23 protein-coding genes and 1 pseudogene are annotated in these 24,857 nt (G+C 60.8%); 14 read left to right on the forward strand and 10 right to left on the reverse strand.

Annotated features, from left to right (window positions below):
• Positions 1-88: 88 nt before the first annotated feature.
• Positions 89-1,432, reverse strand: coding sequence for a CDP-diacylglycerol--serine O-phosphatidyltransferase (gene pssA / locus K1567_RS03890; RefSeq protein WP_034097586.1), 1,344 nt, complete (start codon positions 1,430-1,432; stop codon positions 89-91).
• A 125-nt stretch (positions 1,433-1,557) separates the two neighbouring features.
• On the opposite strand from pssA, the gene K1567_RS03895 reads away from it, so the two are divergent.
• Both K1567_RS03895 and K1567_RS03900 read left to right on the forward strand, forming a co-directional pair.
• Positions 1,558-2,121 (forward strand): TetR/AcrR family transcriptional regulator, encoded by a 564-nt coding sequence (locus K1567_RS03895; protein WP_034097585.1) that lies wholly within the window; start codon positions 1,558-1,560, stop codon positions 2,119-2,121.
• A gap of 54 nt (positions 2,122-2,175) precedes the next feature.
• A complete protein-coding gene (locus K1567_RS03900) occupies positions 2,176-2,655 on the forward strand; it encodes a nuclear transport factor 2 family protein (protein ID WP_034113550.1) in 480 nt (159 codons plus the stop codon).
• Between the two features lie 61 nt (positions 2,656-2,716).
• Here K1567_RS03900 and K1567_RS03905 read toward each other — a convergent pair whose 3' ends face one another.
• Together K1567_RS03905 and K1567_RS03910 are read right to left on the reverse strand one after the other, a co-directional pair.
• The gene (locus K1567_RS03905; protein WP_220698158.1) at positions 2,717-3,874 is read right to left on the reverse strand and encodes a PQQ-dependent sugar dehydrogenase; all 1,158 of its coding nucleotides are present in this window, start codon (positions 3,872-3,874) and stop codon (positions 2,717-2,719) included.
• A gap of 11 nt (positions 3,875-3,885) precedes the next feature.
• The gene (locus K1567_RS03910; RefSeq protein WP_034113545.1) at positions 3,886-4,200 is read right to left on the reverse strand and encodes a hypothetical protein; all 315 of its coding nucleotides are present in this window, start codon (positions 4,198-4,200) and stop codon (positions 3,886-3,888) included.
• A gap of 184 nt (positions 4,201-4,384) precedes the next feature.
• Between K1567_RS03910 and K1567_RS03915 the strand changes: the two genes are divergently transcribed.
• Positions 4,385-5,224: a Ku protein gene (locus K1567_RS03915; RefSeq protein ID WP_034097581.1), complete on the forward strand. Its 840-nt coding sequence runs from the start codon at positions 4,385-4,387 to the stop codon at positions 5,222-5,224.
• A gap of 23 nt (positions 5,225-5,247) precedes the next feature.
• A complete protein-coding gene (ligD, locus tag K1567_RS03920) occupies positions 5,248-7,734 on the forward strand; it encodes a DNA ligase D (protein WP_220698159.1) in 2,487 nt (828 codons plus the stop codon).
• A gap of 15 nt (positions 7,735-7,749) precedes the next feature.
• On the opposite strand, the gene lpxO is transcribed toward ligD, so the two are convergent.
• On the reverse strand, positions 7,750-8,649 hold the full coding sequence (gene lpxO, locus K1567_RS03925) for a lipid A hydroxylase LpxO (RefSeq protein WP_034097577.1): 900 nt from the start codon (positions 8,647-8,649) through the stop codon (positions 7,750-7,752).
• Positions 8,650-8,901: 252 nt separating this feature from the next.
• Positions 8,902-10,245: a Wzz/FepE/Etk N-terminal domain-containing protein gene (locus K1567_RS03930; RefSeq protein WP_034097575.1), complete on the reverse strand. Its 1,344-nt coding sequence runs from the start codon at positions 10,243-10,245 to the stop codon at positions 8,902-8,904.
• A 347-nt stretch (positions 10,246-10,592) separates the two neighbouring features.
• Here K1567_RS03930 and K1567_RS03935 point away from each other — a divergent pair, with 347 nt between their 5' ends.
• From K1567_RS03935 to K1567_RS03950, 4 genes are all read left to right on the forward strand, one after another.
• Entirely contained in the window at positions 10,593-10,982 is a 390-nt protein-coding gene (locus tag K1567_RS03935; RefSeq protein ID WP_034138198.1) for a TIGR03067 domain-containing protein, read from the forward strand.
• 175 nt (positions 10,983-11,157) lie between these two features.
• The gene (locus K1567_RS03940; RefSeq protein WP_169867869.1) at positions 11,158-12,396 is read left to right on the forward strand and encodes an MFS transporter; all 1,239 of its coding nucleotides are present in this window, start codon (positions 11,158-11,160) and stop codon (positions 12,394-12,396) included.
• Between the two features lie 142 nt (positions 12,397-12,538).
• Positions 12,539-14,125, forward strand: a complete 1,587-nt coding sequence (locus K1567_RS03945; RefSeq protein WP_080758731.1) for an ABC-F family ATPase — start codon at positions 12,539-12,541, stop codon at positions 14,123-14,125.
• A gap of 265 nt (positions 14,126-14,390) precedes the next feature.
• Entirely contained in the window at positions 14,391-15,566 is a 1,176-nt protein-coding gene (locus K1567_RS03950; RefSeq protein ID WP_169867870.1) for an MFS transporter, read from the forward strand.
• On the opposite strand, the gene K1567_RS03955 is transcribed toward K1567_RS03950, so the two are convergent.
• Together K1567_RS03955 and K1567_RS03960 are read right to left on the reverse strand one after the other, a co-directional pair.
• Positions 15,560-16,597, reverse strand: coding sequence for a dienelactone hydrolase (locus K1567_RS03955; protein WP_034097433.1), 1,038 nt, complete (start codon positions 16,595-16,597; stop codon positions 15,560-15,562). The two genes, K1567_RS03950 and K1567_RS03955, sit on opposite strands and share 7 nt — an antisense overlap.
• Before the next feature lie 209 nt (positions 16,598-16,806).
• Entirely contained in the window at positions 16,807-17,418 is a 612-nt protein-coding gene (locus tag K1567_RS03960) for an FMN-dependent NADH-azoreductase (protein WP_034097432.1), read from the reverse strand.
• Positions 17,419-17,543: 125 nt separating this feature from the next.
• Here K1567_RS03960 and K1567_RS03965 point away from each other — a divergent pair, with 125 nt between their 5' ends.
• Positions 17,544-18,452 carry a LysR substrate-binding domain-containing protein gene (locus K1567_RS03965; RefSeq protein ID WP_169867871.1) on the forward strand — a complete coding sequence of 303 codons (909 nt, stop codon included), beginning with the start codon at positions 17,544-17,546 and terminating at the stop codon, positions 18,450-18,452.
• Positions 18,449-18,805, forward strand: coding sequence for an MmcQ/YjbR family DNA-binding protein (locus K1567_RS03970; protein WP_034097430.1), 357 nt, complete (start codon positions 18,449-18,451; stop codon positions 18,803-18,805). Before K1567_RS03965 ends, K1567_RS03970 begins: the two co-directional genes overlap by 4 nt.
• Here the strand turns inward: K1567_RS03970 and K1567_RS03975 are convergent.
• Positions 18,794-19,177, reverse strand: coding sequence for a DUF1294 domain-containing protein (locus K1567_RS03975; RefSeq protein ID WP_169867872.1), 384 nt, complete (start codon positions 19,175-19,177; stop codon positions 18,794-18,796). The genes K1567_RS03970 and K1567_RS03975 overlap by 12 nt on opposite strands.
• Positions 19,174-20,004 (reverse strand): undecaprenyl-diphosphate phosphatase, encoded by an 831-nt coding sequence (locus tag K1567_RS03980; protein ID WP_034097425.1) that lies wholly within the window; start codon positions 20,002-20,004, stop codon positions 19,174-19,176. The genes K1567_RS03975 and K1567_RS03980 overlap by 4 nt, the downstream gene beginning before the upstream one ends.
• 319 nt (positions 20,005-20,323) lie before the next feature.
• Here K1567_RS03980 and K1567_RS27870 point away from each other — a divergent pair.
• From K1567_RS27870 to K1567_RS03995, 4 genes and pseudogenes are all read left to right on the forward strand, one after another.
• Positions 20,324-21,013, forward strand: a pseudogene (locus K1567_RS27870) (cache domain-containing protein); the annotation flags it as partial.
• A 120-nt stretch (positions 21,014-21,133) separates the two neighbouring features.
• Positions 21,134-21,868 carry a methyl-accepting chemotaxis protein gene (locus K1567_RS27875; protein ID WP_371264001.1) on the forward strand — a complete coding sequence of 245 codons (735 nt, stop codon included), beginning with the start codon at positions 21,134-21,136 and terminating at the stop codon, positions 21,866-21,868.
• A gap of 114 nt (positions 21,869-21,982) precedes the next feature.
• Complete coding sequence (pnuC, locus tag K1567_RS03990) at positions 21,983-22,546, forward strand: nicotinamide riboside transporter PnuC (protein WP_047882435.1); 564 nt, start codon at positions 21,983-21,985, stop codon at positions 22,544-22,546.
• Positions 22,543-23,073, forward strand: coding sequence for an AAA family ATPase (locus K1567_RS03995; RefSeq protein ID WP_047882436.1), 531 nt, complete (start codon positions 22,543-22,545; stop codon positions 23,071-23,073). Before pnuC ends, K1567_RS03995 begins: the two co-directional genes overlap by 4 nt.
• Positions 23,074-23,105: 32 nt before the next feature.
• On the opposite strand, the gene ggt is transcribed toward K1567_RS03995, so the two are convergent.
• Complete coding sequence (gene ggt, locus K1567_RS04000) at positions 23,106-24,830, reverse strand: gamma-glutamyltransferase (protein ID WP_169867873.1); 1,725 nt, start codon at positions 24,828-24,830, stop codon at positions 23,106-23,108.
• Positions 24,831-24,857 lie beyond the last annotated feature (27 nt).

The following is a 24,857-nucleotide window of genomic DNA, read 5'->3' on the forward strand; positions in this document are numbered from 1 at the left end:
GGGGCTATGTAAGAACAGCGTCGGGCGCCTGGATGTAAGCCTGATCCGACGACCGCCCGATGGAGCATTTCCGTTAGTTTCAGGCGACTTACAAAATCCGATACAGCAGACGCTCAATCCGCACCCGGCTCACACGGCGCAGGAATTTGCCGACCGCTGCCGGATAATCCGGCAGCGTCTGCAATTGCGTGTAAGCCTCGATCCGCGTGGTGTGCTGAAAAATCTGCTCCAGTTCAGCCTGGCGCGGCGCGAGCCATTGGCCCTGGGGATCGTCGATCAGCAGCGCGTTTTCCAAGTCGAGCCGGAACGCCCGGGGGTTGAGGTTGTTGCCCGTCAGCAAGGTGTAACGCTCGTCGATCCACATACCTTTGAGGTGGTAGGTGTTGTCGCCGTCGCGCCACAGGTGCAGATTTAACTGGCCGCTGTCGATGTTGCGCTGATGGCGCTTGGCAAAGCGGCGCAGGCTGATTTCATACAGGTATGGCAGCGCCGCGATCACCTTGAATGGCTCGCTGGGCGGAATGTAGAAATCGTTGGCGGTCTTGTCGCCAACAATGATGTCGATCTTCACCCCACGGGCCAGGGCACGGTTGATTTCCCGGGTGACGGGCAGTGGCAGGTTGAAGTACGGCGTGCAGATAGTCAGTTGCTGCTGGGCGCTGGCGATCAGTTCCAGGATCACCCGGCTCAACGGGTTGTTCTTGCCGACGCCCAGCAACGGGCTGACCGACAACTGGCCATTGGGCAACTGCCCCGCCGTGGTGTCGTAGGTGGCGTGCTTGAGGCGGCTGCGCAGGTCGCCGATGTCGTTGCGCAGGCTGCGGGTAGTCGGCGGGTTCGGCAGGTCGAGGCGATGCACGGCTTTGGACGCCACCAGTCCATGTTCCACCAGATGCTGCATGGAATCGGCCAGCGCTTGGCTGTGGATCAGGTGGTAGCGGTCGAAGCGGTATTTGTCGAATTTGTGCAGGTACACGTTGTTCAGACTGGCACCGCTGTAGAGCACCGTGTCATCGATCACGAAGCCCTTGAGGTGCAGCACACCGAACAGCTCGCGGGTCTGAACTGGCACACCGTATACCGGCACCTCAGTGCTGTGACGCTGAGTCATTTCCTGGTACCAGGCGCTGTTGCCCGGCTGCTTGCCGGCGCCGATCAGCCCGCGCTGGGCACGCAGCCAGTCGACCACCACCACGATCTCAAGCTCCGGCCTTGCGGCTTTGGCGGCGTGCAAGGCGTCGTAGATCTCCTGCCCTGCTTCGTCCTGCTGCAAGTACAGCGCAACGATGTAGATACGCCGCGTGGCCTGGGGGATTTTCTCCAGCAGGCAACGGCGAAACGCCGCAGCGCCGGACAGCACCTCAATCGCCTCGGGAGTGAGTGGAAAACCGCGCAGTTTGGGCAACAGGGAGCGTTTGAAGAACGACGGCATAAGGCTCGCAAAGGGTCGAATCCGAAGAGGTCCCGAGCTTACACCATGAAGATGCTCAGGTCTCGCTGTGACAGATGGAAAAAAATTAATTGACCAAGGAGAATGATCGTTCTACTGTTTGCCCCATGAACGAAATCATCAGTAATGAAACCCGCGACATTATCCTCGACGTCACCGAGAAGTTGATCTATCGCCATGGCATTGCCGCCACCGGCATGGACTTTCTGGTAAAAACCGCCGGCGTCTCGAGAAAAAGTATTTATCGCTACTTCGCCAATAAAGACGAATTGGTGATCGCCGCGCTGCAACGCCGCGATGCGCGCTGGCTCCAATGGCTGCGCAGCGAAGTGGAGCGCCAGGCCGACAGCGGCGAGCGCCTGCTGGCGCTGTTCAGCGCGCTCAAGGCCTGGTTTGGCTCTGAGGACTTTCGCGGCTGCGCCTTTATCAACACCAGCGGCGAAACTGGCGACCCGCACAACCCCGTCCGCCTGCTGGCCAAAGCTCATAAACAGAAACTGTTCGAGTACGTACTCGAACTGTGTCAAGCACATGGCACCCCCGACCCCGAGCGGCAGGCCGCGCACCTGCTGATCCTGATCGATGGCGCCATTACCGTTGCCCTGGTAATGGGCGATTCAACGGCTGCCGATAATGCGCAATGCATGGCGCGAACGTTATTGGGACTGTGAACGCACAGGCTGAGCAACTTTCGATAAACCTTAATGAGTTAAAGGAGTCGCAGCATGTCATCTACAGAACAACCGCGCCCGCCCCTGCCGCCGTTTACCCGCGAGTCGGCGATCGAGAAAGTGCGCCTGGCCGAAGACGGCTGGAACTCCCGGGACGCAGAACGCGTTTCCCTGGCCTACACCCTGGACACCCAATGGCGCAACCGCGCCGAGTTCGCTCACAACCGCGAAGAAGCCAAAGGTTTCCTGACACGCAAATGGGCCAAGGAACTGGACTATCGGCTGATCAAGGAATTATGGGCGTTTACCGATAACCGCATCGCCGTGCGTTACGCCTATGAGTGGCACGACGATTCCGGTAATTGGTTCCGCTCTTATGGCAACGAGAACTGGGAGTTCGACGAGAACGGCTTGATGGCCCATCGGTTTGCCTGCATCAACGACATGCCGATCAAGGAAAGCGAGCGCAAGTTCCACTGGCCGCTGGGTCGCCGGCCGGATGAGCATCCGGGCCTGTCGGCGCTGGGCCTGTAAACCTCACCCGCGTAAAGAAGTGGGAGTGGGCTAGCCCGCTCCCACTGGCGGCTCAGCCTTGTCAGTCCGGTTTCAGCCCCACACGGTACAACACGCCCTTTTCCTCATCCGTCAGCACGTACAGATAGCCATCCGGTCCCTGCCGCACATCGCGAATCCGCGCTTTCAAGCCGCCGAGCAAGCGCTCCTCATGCACCACCTTATCGCCCTCGAACTGCAAGCGAATCAGCTCCTGACTGGCCAGTGCACCAATAAATACGTTGTGCTGCCACGGTTTGAAGCGATCGGCGTCGTAGAACGCCATGCCGCTGATACCCGGTGATTTTTCCCATACATGGCGCGGCGCGACGGTGCCTTCGACAGTCTTGCCTTTGGCTTCGGGAATCGGCGTCAGCGAATAGTTGATGCCATGGGTTGCCAGTGGCCAACCGTAGTTCTTGCCGCGTTCGATGACATTGATCTCATCGCCGCCACGGGGGCCGTGCTCGTTTTCCCACAGCGTGCCGCTCCACGGATTCAGCGCCAGGCCTTGAGGGTTGCGCTGGCCGTAGGACCAGATCTCCGGCCGTACGCCTTCCTGACCGACGAACGGGTTGTCGTCCGGCACACGGCCATCCGGATAGATGCGCACGACCTTGCCTTGCAATTTGTCCAGATCCTGGGCGGTGGGTCGGTCGTTGTTTTCGCCGAGGGTCACGAACAGGTAGCCGTCACGGTCAAACGCCAGGCGCGAACCGAAGTGGTTACCGGTGGAGAGCTTGGGTTCCTGGCGCAGGATCACCTGAAAGTTGGTCAGGCCACTCAGGTCGGCGGCCAAACGTCCGCGCCCGACCGCCGTGCCGGCTGTCCCGCCCTTGCCGCCGCCTTCGGCGTAAGACAAATACACCATGCGGTCTTGCTTGAAGTCCGGGGACAGCACCACATCCAGCAGACCGCCCTGCCCCTTGGCCCACACCTGCGGCACACCGCTTAACGGCGCCGACAGCTTGCCGTCGGCGCTGACGACCCGCAGGTGCCCCGGCCGCTCGGTTACCAGAAAGCCTTGCTGGTCCGGCAGGAATGCCACCGCCCACGGGTGATCCAGCCCTTGGGCTATCGGCGTGGCCGTGATACTGCCTTGTTCACTGGGGAACTGTTGAGCCCCGGCGGCATGCGCCGCAATCGAGGGCAACAGGGTCGATGCGCACAGCGCAGCCAGCAGGGTTTTGCGTAGCAACATAAGACAGGTCCTTACCGGCGATTGCCGTTGGCATCATACGTGGGGGCTTTGGTTTCAGTGGCCGGGCGGCTGGGGGCGGCCTGGCGCTGCGGATAACGGTTGCCGATGCCGCCGTTTTCCAGCGTCGGCGTACGCGGGGTCGGCACAGTCTGAATACCCCGCGTCGCCGGGGCATTGGGCTGGGTGCCCTGCATGCTGTTGGGGTTGGCCCGGTGAATCGGGCTGTTGTTGCTATTGCTTCGCCCGGGCAGGTCTTGCGCCTGGGCCAGGGGTATCAGGGCCAGGCCCAACACCAGCAATGCGAGATAACGCCTGCAACTGATCATGAGCAAACCTCTCTGAAACGAGCTGTACGTGCTTTCGATGGCACGCTACGCCCTGGGTTCGCCTTTGGTAAGTAAATTGTTTCTGATGAGGTGTAACACGATCTGTCCACGTATCCGCCCGGGGAAACTTTTCGCGCCGCCGCCGAGTCACCAGAACACTGCTTCTTCTCAAGGAATCGCACTTATGCCACGGGCAATCTGGAAAGGCGCAATCAGTTTCGGCTTGGTTCATATCCCGGTGTCGCTGGTCTCGGCCACGTCCCATCAGGGCGTGGACTTCGACTGGTTGGACAAGCGCAGCATGGACCCGGTGGGCTACAAGCGCATCAACAAAACCACAGGCAAGGAAGTCACCAAAGAGAACATCGTCAAGGGTGTGGCCTATGAGAAAGGCCGCTATGTGGTGCTCAGCGAAGACGAGATCCGCTCTGCCCACCCCAAGTCGACCCAGACCATCGAGATCATCGCCTTCGTTGCCAGCGAGCAGATCCCCCTACAAAACATCGACACGCCGTACTTTCTGGCGCCGGACAAACGCGGCGGCAAGGTCTATGCCCTGCTGCGCGAAACCCTGAAAAAAACCGGCAAGGTGGCCCTGGCCAATGTAGTGCTGCACACCAAACAACACCTGGCAGCATTGATGCCCCTGGAATCGGCGCTGGTGCTGGTGATGCTGCGATGGCCCGCCGAGGTGCGCGGCCTGGATGAGCTGGAGCTGGGCAGCGAGGTGACCAAACCCAGCCTGGCCAAGGGCGAGCTGGACATGGCCAAACGCCTGGTGGAAGACATGAGCGCTGACTGGCAGCCCGAGGAATACCGCGACAGCTTTCAGGAAAAGATCATGGCTCTGGTGGAGAAAAAAGCCAAAGCCGGCAAGATCGAGGACGTGGAATCCCAGGAAGGCGAGGACGAGCGCAAGTCTGCAGACGTGATCGACCTGACCGAACTGCTCAAACGCAGCCTGGCCGGTAAGCCTGCGGGGAAAAAACCGGCGGCGAAAAAGTCTTCGAAAAAAGCCTCTTGAACCTGCCATAGGATGGAGCCCCCATGGCCAAACCGTTGAGTGAATACAACCGCAAACGTGACTTCCAGATCACCGCCGAACCGTCGGGCAGTGCGCCGGCCGGAAAAAAAGCCAAGGCATCGGCGCTGTCGTTTGTGATCCAGAAGCACGACGCACGCCACCTTCACTATGATTTCCGCTTGGAGCTGGACGGCGTGCTCAAGAGCTGGGCGGTGCCTAAAGGCCCGAGTCTGGACCCGAGCCAGAAGCGCCTCGCGGTGCATGTTGAAGACCACCCGCTGAGCTATGGCAGCTTCGAAGGCAGCATCCCGGCAGGCCAGTACGGCGCCGGGGACGTAATCGTGTGGGACCGCGGCGTCTGGCAACCTCACGATGACCCGCATCAGGCGTATGCCGCCGGCAAACTCAAGTTCACCCTGGTCGGCGAAAAACTCAGCGGCGATTGGACGCTGGTGCGCACCCGCCTCAAAGGCAGCGGCGACAAAGAGCAATGGCTGCTGATCAAGGAGAAAGACGCCCAGGCCCGCCCCGCCACCGAGTTCGACATCGTGCAGGCCCAGCCCGACAGCGTGCTCAGCGACGCCTCAGTGGGCCAACCGCCGCCAGAGAAACCCAAAGCCAAAGCTCGTAGCAAAAAAGCGGCCTCCGCCAGCGCCCTTCCCGAGCAGTTCACCCCGCAATTGGCCACGCTGGTGGAGCGCGCGCCCGAAGGCGATTGGCAGTATGAAATCAAGTTCGATGGCTACCGCATTCTGGCGCGTATCCGCGACGGCGAGGTGCGCCTGTTTACCCGCAACGGCCATGACTGGACCGAGCGCCTGCCGCGTCAGGCCAAGGCGCTGCAAGCTCTTAAGCTCAAGGACAGCTGGTTGGATGGCGAGGTCGTCAGCCTCAATAGTGACGGGCTGCCGGATTTCCAGGCTTTGCAGAACGCTTTCGATATCGGCCGCAGCCTCGATATCGTCTATTACCTGTTCGACGCGCCCTTCCTCAATGGCCAGGATCAGCGCGAAGTTCCGGTGGAACAGCGCCGCGCATCCCTAAAGGCCGCGCTGCGCGGTAGCCGAAGCAAGCTGCTGCGCTTCTCCGAGGCCTTCGCTGCCAACCACCGGGATATCTTCGAAAGTGCTTGCGACTTGGCGTTGGAAGGCGTGATCGGCAAACGCCTGGGCAGCCCCTATGTATCGCGGCGCAGCAACGATTGGGTCAAACTCAAATGCCGCTTGCGCCAGGAATTCGTGATTGTTGGCTACACCCGCCCTCAAGGCTCGCGTAGCGGGTTCGGCGCGTTGCTGCTGGCGGTCAACGAGGATAGCGGATTGGTGTATGCCGGCCGCGTGGGCACAGGGTTCGATCAGGCCGCGTTGAAGACCATCTACGGGCAGTTGAAACCCCTGGAGAGCAACACATCGCCGCTGCAAAAGCCGTTGACCAGCGCCCAGGCGCGCGGCGTGCATTGGGTGGAACCGACACTGGTCGGTGAAGTGCAGTTTGCCGAATGGACCCGCGAAGGCGTGGTCCGCCAGGCCGCTTTTGTGGGGATGCGCACCGATAAGCCAGCCGAGCAGATCGTGCATGAGGTGCCGCGCAAAGCCCAATTCGCAACACCCGCGAAGAACCCAGTCGGGGTCAAAATCAGCCATCCCGACCGCGTCATCGACCCCCAGAGCGGCACGCAGAAACAACAACTGGCGCAGTTCTACGAGAGCATCAGCCCGTGGATTCTGCCCTTTCTGCAGCGACGCCCGGTATCGCTGCTCAGGGCACCGGAGGGCGTCGACGGCGAACAGTTTTTCCAGAAACACGCTGAGCACCTGGCTATCCCCCACATTACGCAGCTGGACCCGGCGCTGGACCCAGGTCACGCGCGACTGATGGAAATCGACAGCGTGCAGGCGCTGGTAGGCGCCGTGCAGATGGGAACCATCGAGTTGCATACCTGGGGCGCCACCTCGGACAAAATCGAAACCCCGGACTTGTTCGTACTCGACCTCGACCCGGACCCTGCATTGCCGTGGAAAACCATGGTGGAAGCGGCTCAACTGACGTTGTCCGTACTGGATGAGCTGGGACTCGATGCCTTCGTTAAAACCAGCGGTGGCAAAGGGCTGCACCTGGTGGTGCCGTTGGCGCGACGCGACGGGTGGGACACGGTCAAGGCATTTGCCAAGGCCCTGGCGCAGTTCATGACTCAGCAACTGCCCGAACGCTTTACCGCCACCTCCGGGCCGAAAAACCGGGTGGGCAAGATCTTTATCGATTACCTGCGCAACGCCCGAGGCGCCAGCACCGTGGCGGCCTACTCCGTGCGGGCACGGCCAGGGCTGCCGGTGTCGGTACCGATCAGTCGCGAGGAATTGAAAGGCTTGCGCGGCGCGCAACAGTGGACAGTCGCCAATCTGTTGCAACGGGTGCAGGGGTTGAAGGCTGATCCCTGGGCGGGCTATGCCAACCGGCAGAAAATCACTCGCAAGATGTGGGACAAGTTGGGCGCCCGCCCACCGCAGTGAGGGGCGCCCGGCGGGTTAGATCAGGACGAAGATCAGCGCCAGCACTGCGAAAATGGCCCACTTTTCCAGGTAGTAACGCGTACGGTTGCGCTTTTTCAGTTCTTTGCCGCGTAGGCGGATCTTGTACAGCCGTGTGAAAGCGCGGTTCAAGCCGCCGGTCTTGTCACCTGCATCGTTGGGCGAGCCCGCCGCCGCCATCACGTTACGGCTGAACCAACGGTTGAAAGCCGCAGCCCAGCGATATTTCATCGGCCGTTCAATGTCGCAGAACAAGATGATGCGGTTGTGCTGCGTGGTGTTCTCGGCGTAATGGATATAGGTTTCGTCGAACATCACCGGCTCACCGTCGCGCCAGTAATAGGCCTCGCCATCCACATTGATGTAGCAGCCCGGATCGTTTGGCGTGTCCAGCCCCAAGTGATAGCGGTAAGACCCGGCATATGGATCACGGTGGCGCACCAGCTTGGAGCCTGGGGGCAGCTCGGCGAACATCGCCGCTTTGATCGAACCGATGCTTTGTACCAATTGAGTGGTGCGCGGGCACAGTTTCATCGCCGAAGGGTGACTGTCGCCGTACCACTTCAGGTAGAAGCGCTTCCAGCCCGACTTGAAGAAGGAGTTGAAACCAACGTCGTTGTATTGGTCCGAGCGCTTGATTTCCCCGGCTTGCAGCAGGTTCTGGGCTTCCTCGCGGATTTCCTGCCAATGTTCCTGCAAGGGGCTCAGGTCGGGAAAGTCACTGGTCGCCAGGTAAGGCCGGCCGGGCAATTTGGAGAACAGATACAGAAAGCAGTTGATCGGCGCCAGAAAGGTCGAATGGTCGCTGAGCTGGCGGCTCAGCTTGTGTCGCACCCGGCCACGCAGGTGTACATACGCGATGGAGGCAACGTAAAGAACAACAATGATGAGTTTCAAGGGATTTCGTCACACGTCAGAAGAGAACAGGCTGCTCCTGCGGGCCCACGACGGCCGAGGATGATAAGCAGCACCTGAAATCACAATTCACATAGTCGGCACGGCCGGCTGGAACTTCCGCCGGTTCATGCCCATCGGCCGTTATTTAGCCACAATATGTAACCAAAGGTTAACTAAGAATTGTGAAAAGCTGTCGAGTGACGGGTTTTGAGGGGGCGGGCTTGCCGTAGGACAAGCCCTTGCGGGTGGGCGTTACAGCGGCAGTTCGTCGTCTTTGCGCTCACGACGGGCGAAGCGGCCATCGTCCAGCGCCGAGTAAGCCACCGCAGGGCGCGGTGCCAACATAAAGTGCCGGAACAGCGCAATCAGCAAGCCCAGTACCAGGCCGCCTACCAGGCTCAAGGCAATCACCAGGGCCTTTTTCGGCTTGATCGGCGCCAGCGGTTCCTGGGCGCGACGGTCGATGGTAACCAGTTTGAGATTGCTCATATCGATATTCAGCCCGCGCAACCGCGCGACTTCCGCACGCAGCGGCTCTACATCCTGTAGGAAGATATCCTCGTTGCCACGCTTGCGCAGCACTTCGACTTCGCGGTTCGCTTCCAGCATCTGCAGCTCTTTACCGATCTCGGCCACCCGTGGGTTGGTGAAGTCGTCACTGGTGCGTTGCTGCAAGGCCACGCGTTCGGCCTCAAGGGCTTCGGTGCCGAGGAAATACAGCGGAATTTTCTGGTTGTTGACCTCGGTGCGCATTACCTGGCCTGAGCCACCTCGGCCGGCATCGGCCATGGAGGAAGGCGTGGTCGGGGTACGAATGCCCATCGATTTAGCGATGGCAATCGCCTCGGCCAGTTCGGCCAGGCGGTTGGTGCGCTCCATTTTCATCTGCAGGCGTAAAGCACTGAGCTCATCCTGCAATTGCGCGCGCTTGAGCCGGTCGGCTTCCAGCAGCTTGGCAATCTTGGACTCTTTATCGGTTTCGTAATTGGCGCGCGCCGCGTCAATCTTGCCTTTGAGTTCGTTGAGGCGGTTATTGACGATCACTTTGAGGTCAGCGCCCACCTGATCACGCTCAGCGGCGATGGCGTAGTCCACGAAACCGTTGAGGATCGCTACGCCGTCGATGTCGGCCGGGTATTGGAGTTCCAGGCGGATGTAACTGCTTAACGAGTCAGATTTTTTCGGGTCCGGCAGAATCAGGTTGACCGAGTTGCGGTTGAAGTCTTCAAAACTCTGCTCAAGGCTTTGCCCCGGCTTTTGGAACGCCGCGAACAGTTGTTCATGAGATTTGAAGAACCCCAGCCGCGCCTCGTAAGAGTCCAGTTGAGCCCCCACCTTGGACAACGCATCGGCCGGTGGCAGCTTATATACTTCGGAGCGGTTGAGTGCATCCAGCTCGTTGATGGCCGCCGGGCGCAGTACGCTGCTCACTTCATAGGTCTTGGGCGCCAGAAATGCATACCCTGCTCCCAATACACCCGCCAGAATCGTGCAACCCACTACCAGCTTTTTTTGCCGCCAAATCGAGTGAAACAGTTCAAACAGGTCAATTTCGTCAGAAGAGGGAGACGCGTTAAGCGGGGAAGTTCGATTCAAAATGCAAGCCACCTTAAAATTGACACTAAAAAGCCATCACCGAAGTTCCGGATAACCCGGCAGCGCATCAGGGACAACGCCCTGAAACCTGGAGAACAGGCCCACCAATGGCGATCTGACCACTCAGTTTGGGGAAAAATCCCGCGCTATATAATTTCATTTCCGTTTCAACTAAATGAACATTCGCTCAACCGATACAGCCAACTGCCACATTGTTGTCACAAGAGTAGTCAAAAGAACGTTAAATAGCTGCTATCGCGAGAAAAATTCTTTGCTGCGCGTCTTGAGCGCGGAACGTCCTACATACCAGCACCCTCTTCTAGTACCTCACTTAAAAGGACTTATCGATGCAATCTGCCGCTGACCCGGATCTTCACGCCCTGCAAGGGGCCTGGGAACAAATCTCGCTGGAAGACAACGGTGTGCTTGACCCTGTCGACGCACACACCGCGCCAGGTGCCATTACCACGATTGCCGGCAACGGTTTTGAAGTGAGGACCACCGAGGGCAATGTTTTGCTGGCTGGCCGGTTTTTCCTGGACAGTCGCACCGAGCCCAAGAGCATTACCTGGATCGACTCCATCGGTGAGGATGCCGGCAAGGCGTTGCCTGCCAGCTATCGCCTGGAAGGAGACACCTTTGTGTTTATTGCAGCCGACGAACATATGCCCAGGCCCACCGTGTTCAAGACCGGGCCTGGACAGACCATGCGTACCTTCGTGCGGCGCCATTCTTAACGTGGCGTGGTTGGATGGTCTATAGGGTAAAACCTGCCAACGCCAGTGAATCCCTTAGCCTGCCCTTTGAAGCAGCGGCATCGTCCCTGTTCAACGCGAAACTAATCGCCGGGGCCGCAGGTCATTAACGCAATGAGCCCTCAGTCGTTGAGTGCCCCCTCCCGAAGAAACTGCCGTGGCTGATCATTCCGACTTGCGTAATACCCTGAGCCTGGACAGCCTGAACTTCTTCCTCGCGGATGTGCGTGACGGCCTTGGTCCCTACCTGGCGATTTATCTGCTGGCGGTGCACAAATGGGACCCGGCCAGCATCGGTGTGGTGATGACCCTCGCCGGCATCGCCGCCCTGCTCACTCAAGGCCCGGCGGGGGCGCTGATCGATCGCACCCGCAGCAAGCGCGCGGTAATCGCCGTGGCCGCGCTGTTGGTGACCGGCAGTTGCGTGCTATTGCCCTTCGTCAGTTCGTTCAGCCTGGTGGCGTTGACTCAGGCTGCCAGCGCGGTCGCGGCCTCGGTATTTGCACCAGCGATCTCGGCGATTACCTTGGGAATCACCGGCCCCCGCGCCTTCACCGGCCGTACCGGGCGCAACGAAACCTTTAATCATGCCGGCAACGCCGTGGCCGCGCTGTTGGCCGGGGGCCTGGCTTACCTGTTCGGGCCAGTGGTGGTGTTCTACCTTATGGCGTTTATGGCGCTGGCCAGTATCGTCGCGGTCAGTTGCGTGTCGGCTGCGGCCATCGATCATGAGGTCGCCCGTGGCTTCGACCCCGCCCATCACCACGATCACGAGCAGCCGTCCGGTATCAAGGTGTTGCTGAGCAATCGGCCGCTGCTGCTGTTCGCAATTTGCTGCGCCCTGTTCCACCTGGCCAATGCCGCGATGCTGCCACTGGTCAGCCAGAAGCTCTCACAGATCAATCTGCACATGGCCACACCGCTGACCTCGGCCTGTATCGTCGCCGCGCAGGTGGTGATGGTGCCGATGGCCTGGCTGGTAGGTAGCAAGGCCGATGTATGGGGACGCAAACCGTTGTTGATCCTGGGTTTTCTGATCCTGCCGCTGCGCGGTGTGCTGTATACCCTGTCCAACGACCCCTATTGGCTGGTGGCGGTGCAAATGCTCGACGGTATTGGCGCGGGGATTTTCGGTGCGCTGTTCCCGGTTATCGTCAAAGATCTCACGCAAGGCACTGGACGCTTCAATGTGAGCCTGGGCGCGCTGTCTACGGTATTTGGCCTGGGCGCGGCGCTAAGCAATAGCCTGGCCGGTTTCGTCGTGCAACAGGCCGGCTACAACGCAGCGTTTCTGACCCTGGCGGGCGTGGCGGCCGTCGCGCTGGCGCTGTTATGGCTGGCGATGCCCGAGACTCTGGAAAAACCATCGTTCGAGCGCCATACAACTGTCGCCTGACATATGCGACAATGCGCGCCAAATTCCAACACACATCCCCCATTTTCTGCTCAGCGACCGGGTTTCGCGCCTTGATGTCGCTGTTGACGCATGCCTGGTGGCATCCGCTGCCACGCGCGCAACCCATTGATAGGTAAAGTAATTGATCTCCACAGCTAACATCACCATGCAGTTCGGCGCCAAGCCGCTCTTTGAGAACGTCTCGGTCAAGTTCGGCGCCGGCAACCGTTATGGTCTGATCGGTGCGAACGGGTGCGGCAAGTCGACCTTCATGAAAATCCTCGGCGGCGATCTCGACCCGTCCGGTGGCCAGGTCATGCTGGAGCCGAACGTACGTTTGGGTAAATTGCGCCAGGACCAGTTCGCCTACGAAGAATTCACCGTGCTCGACACCGTGATCATGGGCCACGAGGAGCTGTGGAAGGTCAAGGCCGAACGCGACCGTATCTACTCGCTGCCTGAAATGAGCGAAGAAGACGGCATGGCCGTGGCCGAGCTGGAAACCGAATTCGCCGAGATGGACGGCTACACCGCCGAATCCCGCGCCGGTGAGCTGCTGCTGGGCCTGGGTATTCCCCTGGAGCAGCATTTCGGCCCGATGAGCGAAGTGTCCCCTGGCTGGAAACTGCGCGTGCTGCTGGCCCAGGCATTGTTCTCCGATCCTGAAGTGCTGCTGCTCGACGAACCGACCAACCACCTGGACATCAACACTATCCGCTGGCTGGAAAACATCCTGACCCAGCGCTCCAGCCTGATGATCATCATCTCTCACGACCGTCACTTCCTGAACAGCGTGTGCACCCACATGGCTGACCTGGACTACGGCGAGCTGCGCCTGTTCCCGGGCAACTACGACGAGTACATGACCGTGGCGACCCAGTCCCGCGAGCAACTGCTGTCGGACAACGCCAAGAAGAAAGCGCAGATCTCCGAACTGCAATCCTTCGTCAGCCGTTTCTCGGCGAACGCCTCGAAAGCCAAGCAGGCCACCTCCCGCGCCAAGGCGATCGACAAGATCCAACTGGCCGAAGTCAAGCCTTCGAGCCGTGTGAGCCCGTTCATCCGTTTCGAACAGACCAAAAAGCTGCACCGTCAGGCAGTCATCGTCGAGCACATGGCCAAAGGTTTCGACGGCAAGCCATTGTTCAAGGACTTCAGCTTCCAGATCGAAGCCGGCGAGCGCGTGGCGATCATCGGCCCGAACGGTATCGGTAAGACCACCCTGCTGCGCACCCTGGTCAACGAACTGACGCCGGATGCCGGCAGCATCAAGTGGACCGACGCCGCAGAATTGGGCTACTACGCCCAGGACCACGCTCACGACTTCGAAGACGACGTCACGCTGTTTGACTGGATGGGTCAGTGGACCCAAGGCGAGCAGATGATCCGTGGCACCCTGGGTCGCATGCTGTTCTCCAACGATGAAATCCAGAAGTCGGTCAAAGTGATCTCCGGCGGTGAGCAAGGCCGCATGCTGTTCGGCAAGCTGATCCTGCAAAAGCCGAACGTGCTGATCATGGACGAACCGACCAACCACTTGGACATGGAATCCATCGAGGCGCTGAACCTGGCGCTGGAGAACTATCCGGGCACGCTGATTTTCGTCAGTCACGACCGTGAGTTCGTGTCGTCCCTGGCCACTCGCATCATCGAGTTGAGCGCCAACGGCGTGATCGACTTCAGCGGCACCTATGATGACTACCTGCGCAGCCAAGGCGTGGTGTTCTAACAGTAGCGATCTGAAACTGTGGGGAACAGGCTCGTTGTGGCGAGCGGGCTTGCCCCGCGTTGGGCTGCGCAGCGGCCCCGAAAACGAACACCGCGTTCTGCCTGACAGAATGCGGTGTTTTTTATTAGGGCTGCTGCGCAGCCCAACGCGGGGCGAGCCCGCTCGCCACAGTAGGCCGGTTTCTCAGCCAAAGTAGTTAGCCTGCTTCCTTTTCCCTCAAGCCCTTGCCATGATGGGCGCACCGCCCGCCCGCGAACGAGTCCCCATGCCTGCCGCCGCGCCCTCGTCCTTGTCGATCACCCTGCAGATCGTCTCCATCGTCTTCTATACCTTTATCGCGTTTATCTGCATCGGCCTGCCGATCGCGGTGATTCCAGGCTTTGTGCATGAGCAACTGGGTTTCAGCGCGGTGGTGGCCGGGGTGACCATCGGTTCGCAGTACCTGGCGACCCTGCTCAGTCGGCCCATGGCCGGGCGCATGTCGGATACCGTGGGCACCAAGCGCGCCATAGTGCTGGGGCTGACGGGCATCCTCATCAGTGGCGTGCTGACGTTCTTTGCGACGCTTTTGCAGAGCATGCCCAACTTGAGCCTCGGGGTTCTGATTCTCGCGCGGTTGCTGCTGGGAGTGGCCCAGGGGCTGATCGGCGTGGGCACCATCAGCTGGTGCATGGGCGCGGTCGGCGCCGAACACACCGCGCGCTCGATCTCCTGGAACGGCATCGCCTCCTACGGCGCCATCGCCATCGGCGCCCCCTTGGGGGTGGTGATGGTGGCCGACTATGGCTACAACATTCTCGGCCTGGCACTGGCGGTGTTGGCGGCGCTGGGGTTGGTGCTGATCCGCAACAAACCGTCGGTGCCAGTGGTGCGCGGGGAGCGCCTGCCCTTTTGGGCGGTGTTCGGGCGCATTGCGCCGTTTGGCACCAGCTTGTGCCTGGCGTCCATCGGCTATGGCACCCTCACCACGTTTATCACCCTGTACTACCTCAATCGTGGCTGGGCCGGCGCGGCGTATTGCCTGACGGTGTTTGGGGTGTGCTTTATCCTGGCGCGGCTGGTGTTTATCTCCGCCATCAGCCGGTTTGGCGGCTTTCGCGCGGCGATTGCCTGCATGAGCATTGAGACCCTCGGGCTGACCCTGCTGTGGCTGGCGCCCAGCACCACAGTAGCGCTGATCGGTGCTGGGCTGACCGGTTTCGGCTTGTCGCTGGTCTACCCGGCGCTGGGTGTGGAGGCGATCAAACAAGTGCCCAACAGCAGTCGCGGCGCGGGTTTGAGTGCGTATGCGGTGTTCTTCGACCTGGCCCTGGCGATTGCCGGACCGCTGATGGGTTTTGTCGCGTTGAACCTGGGTTACGGCTGGATCTTCCTGTGCGCGGCGCTGCTGTCGGTCGCGGCACTGGGCCTGACCGTGCTGCTCAAGCGCCGCGCTTATTGATCTGCGGTCTGTAAGCCTGCGCGGCTGGGCTCGCCGAGGGTGTGACTGAAAAAGCGCCCGGCCTCGGAAACCAGGTCGCGGTGAATGCCTTCACGGTCCACCCCATCGGCGTCGGTGCACACCGCCGGCATTGCCGCCAACTGGTCGCTGTCGCACGGCGCCATAAACACGAAGTGCCCTGCCCCGGCCAGCAGTTTGAAGTCCGGCGGTTCCGGCAGTTTGCGCGCCAGGGCCGCGGCGTTCTTGTCCACCGCGACCAGTTTGTCGCCGTCGCCGCTGTAGAGCAGCACTGGCACATGCACATCCGCCAAGGTGTGACGGCCGAACATCAGGCTCAGGGGCGCCATTAGCATCAACGCGTGAATACGTGGATCGGCCTGGGGCTGCAGATCGTCGCGATCCACCACCAGCTCACCTTTGGTGGTGCAGGCGTCGCGGTCTTCAGGACGCTCCTGGCAATAGCGGCGCAGGCGATCGAAATCCGGTTTAGCGCCGGCCAGAATCAGTGCGGTCTCGCCGCCCGCCGAATAACCGATCACACCGATCTGGTCGACATCCACGAACGGCGACAGCATCGGATCGCCCAGTGTGGCGGTGATCGCCTCGGAAATCTGGATCGGCCGACCATACAGGTTGCTTACGGTGCCCAGGCGGCTGTGATCTTTGTAGTTGTCGCCGGGGTGAAGCACCGCCACCACCACAAACCCTTTGCGCGCCAGGGACGTGGCCAGGTCATGCAGAGCCAGCGGCGTGCCGGTGTTGCCGTGGGACAGCATCAGCATCGGGAAACGCCCGATGGCGATTTTGGCGTCTTCGGTGGCAGCGATGTGGTACGCGCCCACCTGGGTACTGTGCTCAAGACCGGTGGAGGGGTAGAACGCGATAGCCTTCATCGGCTGAAGATCCAGCGGGTCGAGAAAACTCATGCGATGAAAACCCACGCTCCAATGAGGGTGCGGTGCGGGGGCAGCGTGCACTGAAATCAGGCTGCCGAGCAGGGAAAGAACCATCACAGCACAAAGACGCATCATGGGGCTGTCCACCTTTGCTGCGTGAGAACCGACATATCGATTAAAAGTCCGGAGTACTGACCCCACGCTTGCACAACCTGGGCCACATTAAAAGGACAGCGCACACACGAAAAAACTCCGTACTCCGCTCGCGTTCAGGCCAGCAGAATACAGAGTTTAGGCGCCCGGTTTCGGATTGAAACCGGGGCGAGGCGAAATTTACACAAGCCTTACGCGGCGGCGAACAATTGTTCGTTGATCAGTACGTTGGCGTCGCTCAGGGCCTTGCTGCGCATTTCGTCACCGTAGGCCAAGCCCTCGGCGCGCACGAATTCGATGTCAGTGATACCCAGGAAACCAAACAGCAAGGTCAAATAGCCTTCGTGCGCCGCGCCCGACGCTTGCCCGGCATGCAGGCCGCCGGCGGTGGACACGATGATGACTTTCTTGTTGCCGCACAGGCCCTCAGGGCCCGCTTCGGTGTAGCGGAAGGTCTGACCGGCTACCGCGATGCGGTCGATCCAGGCTTTCAATTGAGTCGGGATGGTGAAGTTATACATTGGCGCGCCGATCACCAGCGCGTCGGCGGCAAGGAATTCCGCCAGGGACGAAGCGCTCAGTTCGGCCTCATGCTTTTGCGTGGCATCGCGCAGTTCGGCGGCGGTGCCCAAGGCTCCCAGGGTGGCGCCGGAGAAATGGTTGATACCTTCGCTGGCCAGGTCGCGGTAAGTCACTTGCACGCCTGGCTCAGCGGCTTGCCATGCTTTGACCACTGCGGCGCTGAGGGCGCGGGAAGCCGAGTTGTCACCGAGGATGCTGGAATCGATATGCAACAGTTTCATGGCAAAGCTCCAAAGAAGATCAGGGAATGTCGATCAGATGGTGCTAAGGCTACCCATGAAACCAATAGTCGATAAGACAGCTGAAATGCGATAGTTTGTCCCACTGACAGGACAATAGGCCCAGCATGCAAGATCTCAACGACCTCTATTACTTCGCCAAAGTCGTCGAAGCCGGCGGCTTTGCCGCAGCCGGGCGGCAGCTGGGCATTCCCAAGTCGCGCCTGTCACGGCGCATCGCCGAGCTGGAGGAGCGCCTCGGCGCGCGCCTGTTGCAACGCACCACGCGGCAACTGACCCTCACCGCCGTGGGCGAACGCTATTTGCGCCACTGCCAGGCCATGCTGTTGGAAGCGGAGATGGCCGATGAGGCCGTGGCCAGCATGTCCAGCGAACCCCGTGGGCGTCTGCGGGTCAGTTGCCCGGTGGGGTTGGCGCAGAACATCCTGCCCGACCTGGTCGCGGGTTTTCTCGCCGCCCATCCCCAAGTGCAGTTGGAAATGACCCTGGTCAACCGCCGCGTCGACCTGGTGGCCGAAGGCATCGACGTGGCCTTGCGCGTGCGCGAGCTGGGCGATGAAGACCCGTTGCTGGTAACCAAGCGCCTGCGCCCGGCGCAGACGGTGCTGGTGGCGAGCCCGAATTTCCTGCAAGGGCGCTCGATCGCCAGCCTCGACGACCTCAAGCAACTGCCGATCCTCGGAGCACTGGAGGCCGACCGCATGGTGCATCAACGCCTGCTCGATCCCCAGGGCCATGCGCATGATCTGGTGATGGAGGCGCGCCTGGGCATTGATGACTTCATCGTGCGCAAGGCCTGCGCGATCATGGGCTTGGGCTTTACTGTATTGCCGATGATGTACTGCGAAGAGGAATTGGCCAGTGGCCGGCTGGTGCAACTGCTGCCGGAGTGGTCATTGCCGGGCGGCTGGCTGCAGGCGGTTTACCCGCATCGCCGTGGCGTGCTGCCGGCGATTCGCGCATGGATCGACTACCTGGAAGAAGGCTTCAAAAGCTGTGGAGATCGTCTGCTATGAGCATGACCGAAGCGCAAGTCGCACGCTTCTGCCTGGGCCTGCCCGGCGCGCGGGAAGATTACAAATGGGGTGGCGTACGGGTGTTTTCGATTGCCGGTAACAAGATGTTCGCCCTGCAGAACCTGCGCGGCGACTCGCTGGCCTTCAAGGTGGACCCGGACCTGTTTCTCGGGCATGTCGACCGCCCTGGCATTCGCCCCGCGCCGTACCTGGCGCGCGCCCACTGGGTCATCATGAACACGCCCTACCCGCTGGGCGCCGATGAGCTGCGCGGCTTGTTGCAACGTTCCCACCAATTGGTGGTGAGCAAGTTGCCCAAGCGCACGCAGATCGGGTTGAAGCTAGAGGATTGAACCCAGCGTGCCGCCCAGGAACATCTGGTCAAGCCAGAACACCTGGTGCAACAGCACGATCACCCAGAACAGCACCTGATACGACACCTTGCGCGTCTTGTGCCGGAACACCTGCTGGGCAATCAACGCCCCCGGCCAACCGCCCGCCAGCTCGACCGCATGCAGGACGTTTTCCGGGGTGCGCCAGCTATCGGTGCGGGCCTTGCGTTTGTCGTTCCAGTACAAGAAAAACGCCACCACGCTGACCACGGCATAGGCCGCCAGCGGCAGCACGGTGTCGCCGCGATACCACAGCAAGCCCGACCCCAGCAGCGGTGCCGCGCACAACAGCACGAAAATCAGGGCCTTGAGGCGTGGATGTTGGATCGTCATGCCTTGGCGGCCACCCAGTCGATCCAGCCGAACTGCCAGGTCGCCAGGATCAACAGGCCGAAGGCGATCCGATACCAGGCAAACACTGCGTAGCTGTGGCTGGCAATGAACTTGAGCAGGCCCTTGACCGCAATCATGGCGAAAATGAACGAGGTGACGAAGCCGATGGCGAACACCGGCAGGTCCGCCGGCTGGAACAGGTCGCGGTACTTGTAGCCCGAGTACACCGCCGCGCCCACCATGGTCGGCATGGCCAGGAAGAATGAAAACTCGGTAGCGGTCTTGCGCGACAGACCGAACAACAGGCCGCCGATGATAGTGGCGCCAGAGCGCGAGGTGCCGGGAATCATCGCCAGGCACTGGGCGAAGCCCACCTTCAGTGCATCCTTCCAGGTGATGTCATCGACCGTTTCGGCATGCACCTGATGCTGGCGGCGCTCGGCCCACAGCATGATCACACCGCCCACCACCAGCGCCGCGGCCACGGTGATCGGGTTGAACAAATAGTGATGAATCGCGTCGGCAAAAATCACCCCCAGCACCACCGCCGGCAAGAAGGCAATCAGCAGATTGGCCGTAAACCGCCGCGCCTTGGGCTGGGTGGGCAAACCAGTGACCACCTGGAAGATCTTGCCGCGAAACTCCCACACCACCGCAAGAATGGCGCCCAGTTGAATAATGATATTGAACGCGTTGAAACGGTCGCCGCTGAAATCCAGCAAATCGGCCACGATGATTTGGTGCCCGGTGCTGGATATCGGCAGGAACTCGGTGAGCCCCTCGACGACGCCCAAGATGAGTGCCTGTATGGCGGTCCAAAAATCCATGCTTCCCCCAAAGGTCATGCTTGGCGCATGCCTGGTTAGTCTTTTAATAGTTCACTGACGACGAGCGCGCTGAAGGCCCGGCGTTGACTATGGTCAATGCCGATCTGCAAAAATTCTGTGAAAAATCAGGCAGTACTCAGGTTTTTCGATTTCAGGCCGAAAGCCTATCAGACAAGGCGTAAAAGTCGATCAAACGCCACAATTATAAAAAGCCCGGAGTGACAGGACGATGAACAGTTTGCGCAATATGTCGATCAGCCGGCGGCTGTGGCTGATTCTGATAGTCGCCGTGCTGATGCTGTTGGCTTTGGGTTTGCTGATGCTCAAGCAGATTCATGACGACCTTTACCAAGCCAAACGTCTACAAACCCAGCATGTAGTACAGACCGCCAGCGGCATTCTGACGTTCTACCACGGCCTGGAAACCACCGGTGTCATGACTCGCGAAGCCGCGCAGAAACAGGCCCTCAGCGCCGTGCGTGGGCTGCGCTACGACCATGACGACTACTTCTGGATCAACGACCTCACCCCTGTAATGGTCATGCACCCGGCAAACCCCAAGCTAGATGGCCAAAACCTCTCGGCCATCCGCGACCCCGACGGTTTCGCCATTTTCAACGAATTCGTGGTCCTGGCTAAGGCCAAAGGTGCCGGCATCGTTAACTACCGCTGGCCCAAGCCTGGCGCCGAAGCCCCGGTGGCCAAGACCTCGTATATCCAATTGTTCGAACCCTGGGGCTGGATTATCGGCTCTGGCGTGTATGTGGACGACGTCCAGGCCGAGTTCAACGGCCAGGTGTGGAAAGCCTCGGTGATCGGCCTGGTGATCGCGTTGGTCATGGCCCTGCTGGTAACGTTGATCGCCCGCAGCATCGTGCAGCCGTTGCAAGCCGCGGTAAACGCCATGGGCAATATCGCCAGCGGCGAAAGCGACCTGACCCGCAGCCTCGATACCCACGGGCGCGATGAAGTCACCCAGCTGTCCCGGCATTTCAACAGTTTTACCGCCAAGTTGCGCCAGGTGGTCAGCCAACTGCAGGTGTGTGCCAACGCCCTGGGCCAGTCCTCTCAGGAGTTGGGCAATAACGCCAGCCAGGCCCACGACCGCAGCCAGCAGCAATCGCAGCAAATGGAACTGGTGGCCACCGCCATCAATGAAGTCACCTATGGCGTGCAGGACGTGGCCAAGAACGCCGAACACGCCGCCAGCGAAATGCGCGACGCCCAGGCCCAGGCCCAGCAAGGCCAGGTCAATATCGACGGCAGCCTGCAACGGATCGATCAGCTTTCCACCACCATCAGCCAGGCGGTGGACGTTATCCGTACCCTGTCCAGCGAAAGCACCCAGATCGGCGGCGTGCTGGAGGTGATCCGCTCTATCGCAGACCAGACCAACCTGCTGGCGCTCAACGCTGCGATTGAAGCCGCACGGGCCGGCGAACAAGGCCGGGGCTTCGCCGTGGTGGCCGACGAGGTGCGCCTGCTGGCCCAGCGCACACAGAAATCCACCGCCGAAATCCAAGTGATGATCGAGCGCCTGCAAGGTCACTCCGAAGCGGCAGTCAAGGTTATCAGCGACAGCCACACTGCATCCCAAGCGACCATCGAGCAAGCCGGTCTGGCCGGCGAAAGCCTGAACGCGATCGGCCAGGCCCTGCGCAATCTCAATGGCCTCAACGCCTCGATTGCCAGCGCCACCCTGCAACAGTCCCATGTGGTGGAAGACATCAACCAGAACGTCACCCAGGCGGCCGGCCTGTCCCACAGCACCGCGTTGGCGGCGGAACAATCGAGCCTGGCCAGCACCCAACTGCGCAGCTTGAGCGAACAATTGGAAGGCTTGCTGCGTCAGTTCAAGGTCTAGCGCTACCCCGCTGTGGGAGGGGCTGGTTCCCTCCCCGGCGGCCTCTGTGTGTTTTGTAGATTGCACACCTCTGGGTACAATCCCCGCCCTCTTCCACTCTCCCAAGGAACCACCATGTCCGGGCTTGAACTGTTCGCCGCCGCGTTGGGGGTGATCGCTGTCTGGCTGACGGTCAAGCAGAACCCCTGGTGCTGGCCCATCGGCCTGGTGATGGTGCTGCTCTATACCTGGGTGTTCTACGACGTGAAACTGTATTCCGACATGCTGCTGCAAGTGGTCTACGCCGCCCTGCAAGTGTATGGCTGGTGGCAATGGACTCGCGCCGGCGAGATCAAGCAAGGGCGCCAGGTCACCCGCCTGGGCGTGCCGGCCATCAGCGCCAGCCTGGCACTGGGTGCGCTCGGCAGCCTGCTGTTGGGTGCGGCGATGGCACACTGGACCGACGCCGCGCAACCCTGGCTAGACGCCGCGCTCACCGGTTTCAGCCTGGTGGCGCAGGTATGGATGGCGCAGAAACGCGTGCAATGCTGGCCGTTGTGGATCGCTGTGGATGTGATTTTCGTCGGGCTGTTCCTCTACAAAGGTTTGTACCTCACCGCCGCACTCTATGCGCTGTTCACTGTGATTGCCGTGCAAGGCTGGCGCGAGTGGTGCGCCGACCCGGCGTTGCGCACATGAAAGTGGTGGTTTTGGCCGGCCCGGAATCCAGCGGTAAAAGCTGGCTGGCGGCGCAGTTGCAGGCGCAGTTCGGCGGCTTGATGGTCGGCGAATACGTGCGGTATTTCATTGATCATCACCAACGCGACACCTGCCTGACGGACATCCCGGCCATCGCCCGCGGCCAACTGGCCTGGGAAGACGCCGCCCGCGCCGAGCAGCCCGACCTGCTGATCCTCGACACCCACCTGCTGACCAACCGGCTATGGAGCCAGACCCTGTTCGGCGACTGTCCTGCCTGGCTTGAAGATGAGCTGCTGGCCCGTCACTACGACCTGCATCTGCTGCTGTCGCCCGACGATGTGGAATGGACCGCCGACGGCCAGCGCTGCCAGCCGCACTTGGCCGACCGCCAAGCGTTTTTCCGGGCGGGCCTGGACTGGCTGCAACAGCACCGACAGTCAAAAGTGGTGATCGGAGGCGATTGGGAGGAACGCCGGCAAGCGGCGTTCGCGGCGGTGGGAAAACTGCTCACCCAGCCTCTGTAACCGCGAACGCGCCGACAGAGGCTGGGCGTGGATCAGTAGCCCAAGGACAACCCGGTATTACGACGTGGGTCATTGGCCCCGTAGAAGCGGTTGTTGCCCACCGGTTTGCCGCCCAGCGACGGCGCCCCTACCAGGATCGCGGCCAGATGGTTGGCGTCCTGCGGCCCGGCGAACTTATGGCCCCAGCTCTCCAGAATCTTCTGGGTATCCGGACTCACCGCAAAGGTTTCCAGGTTGGTGGTCTCTGGCATCCACTGCTGATGGAAACGCGGCGCGTCCACCGCTTCCTGAATGTTCATCTTGTAGTCGATCACGTTAAGGATCGTCAGCAACGTCGCGGTGATGATGCGGCTGCCGCCCGGCGTGCCCACCACCATCACGGCCTTGCCGTCCTTGGTCACGATGGTGGGGCTCATGGATGACAGCGGCGCCTTGCCGGGTGCGATGGCGTTGGCTTCGCCTTGCACCAGGCCGTACATGTTCGGCACGCCGACCTTGACGGTGAAGTCGTCCATTTCGTCATTGAGGATGACCCCGGTCTTGCTCGCCATCACGCCGGCACCGAACCAGTCGTTGAGGGTGTAGGTCACGGATACCGCATTGCCCCACTTGTCGACGATCGAATAGTGAGTGGTGTTGTTGCCCTCATGGGGCGCCACGCCAGGCTTGATCGCCTGGGAGTCGCCGGCCTTTTGCGGCTCGATGGCCGCGCGCAGCTTAGCTGCGTATTCCTTGTCCAGCAGGTGGTCGATAGGGTTTTGTACGAAATCCGGATCGCCCAGGTAGCTGTTGCGGTCCACGTAAGCGTGACGCATCGCTTCGATCTGGTAGTGCAGGCCTTGGGCCGAGTGATAGCCCAGATCGGCCATCGGGTAGCCTTCGAGGATGTTCATGATCTGGCAGATCACCACGCCACCGGAGCTGGGTGGCGGCGCCGAGACCACATGGTAGCCGCGATAGTCGCATTCGATGGGCGCCAGCTCGCGGGTCTTGTACTTGTCCAGGTCGGCCTGGGTGATGATGCCCTTGCCAGCCTGGCTGGAATCCACCAATGCCTTGGCAACCCAGCCTTTATAGAAGCCGTCACTGCCCTTGGCGGAAATTTCCTTGAGGGTTTTGGCCAGGTCTTTCTGCACCAATTTCTGGCCGACCTGCAGCGGCTGGCCGTTGTGCAGGAAGATGCCGCGCATGTCCTTGTCTTTTTCGAACTCGCCGGTGGCGGTGTGCAACAGGTCGATATCGCCCTGCTCCAGGGCGAAGCCGTTTTCCGCCAGCTTGATTGCCGGAGCAATCACCTGGGCGCGCTTGAGGGTTCCGTATTTGCTCAGTGCCAACTCCATGCCGGATACCGTACCGGGCACGCCGACCGCCAAATGGCCTTTGGCGCTGAGGCCTTCGACGACGTTGCCGTCCTTGTCCAGGTACATATCCGCAGTGGCGGCCAGCGGGGCTTTTTCGCGGAAATCGAGGAAGGTCTTGCGGCCGTCCGCCAACTGCACGGTCATGAAACCGCCGCCGCCCAAGTTGCCTGCCGCCGGGTAAACCACCGCCAGCGCGTAGCCCACGGCTACCGCCGCGTCCACTGCGTTGCCTCCGGCTTTAAGCACGTCAACGCCCACGTGGGTGGCCAAATGCTGGGCCGTGACCACCATGCCGTTTTCCCCGGCCACCGGGGCCTGGGACGCTGCGTGCACGCCGCTGACCGTCAACATCAGGGCAGTGGCAATCAATGTGCGGCTCAAAGGTTGGTATTTCATCCATGGCTACTCGGGTTGTTGAGATGC

The sequence above is a fragment of the Pseudomonas sp. S5F11 genome (assembly GCF_019641515.1).
Taxonomy (GTDB): Bacteria; Pseudomonadota; Gammaproteobacteria; order Pseudomonadales; family Pseudomonadaceae; genus Aquipseudomonas; species Aquipseudomonas rhodesiae.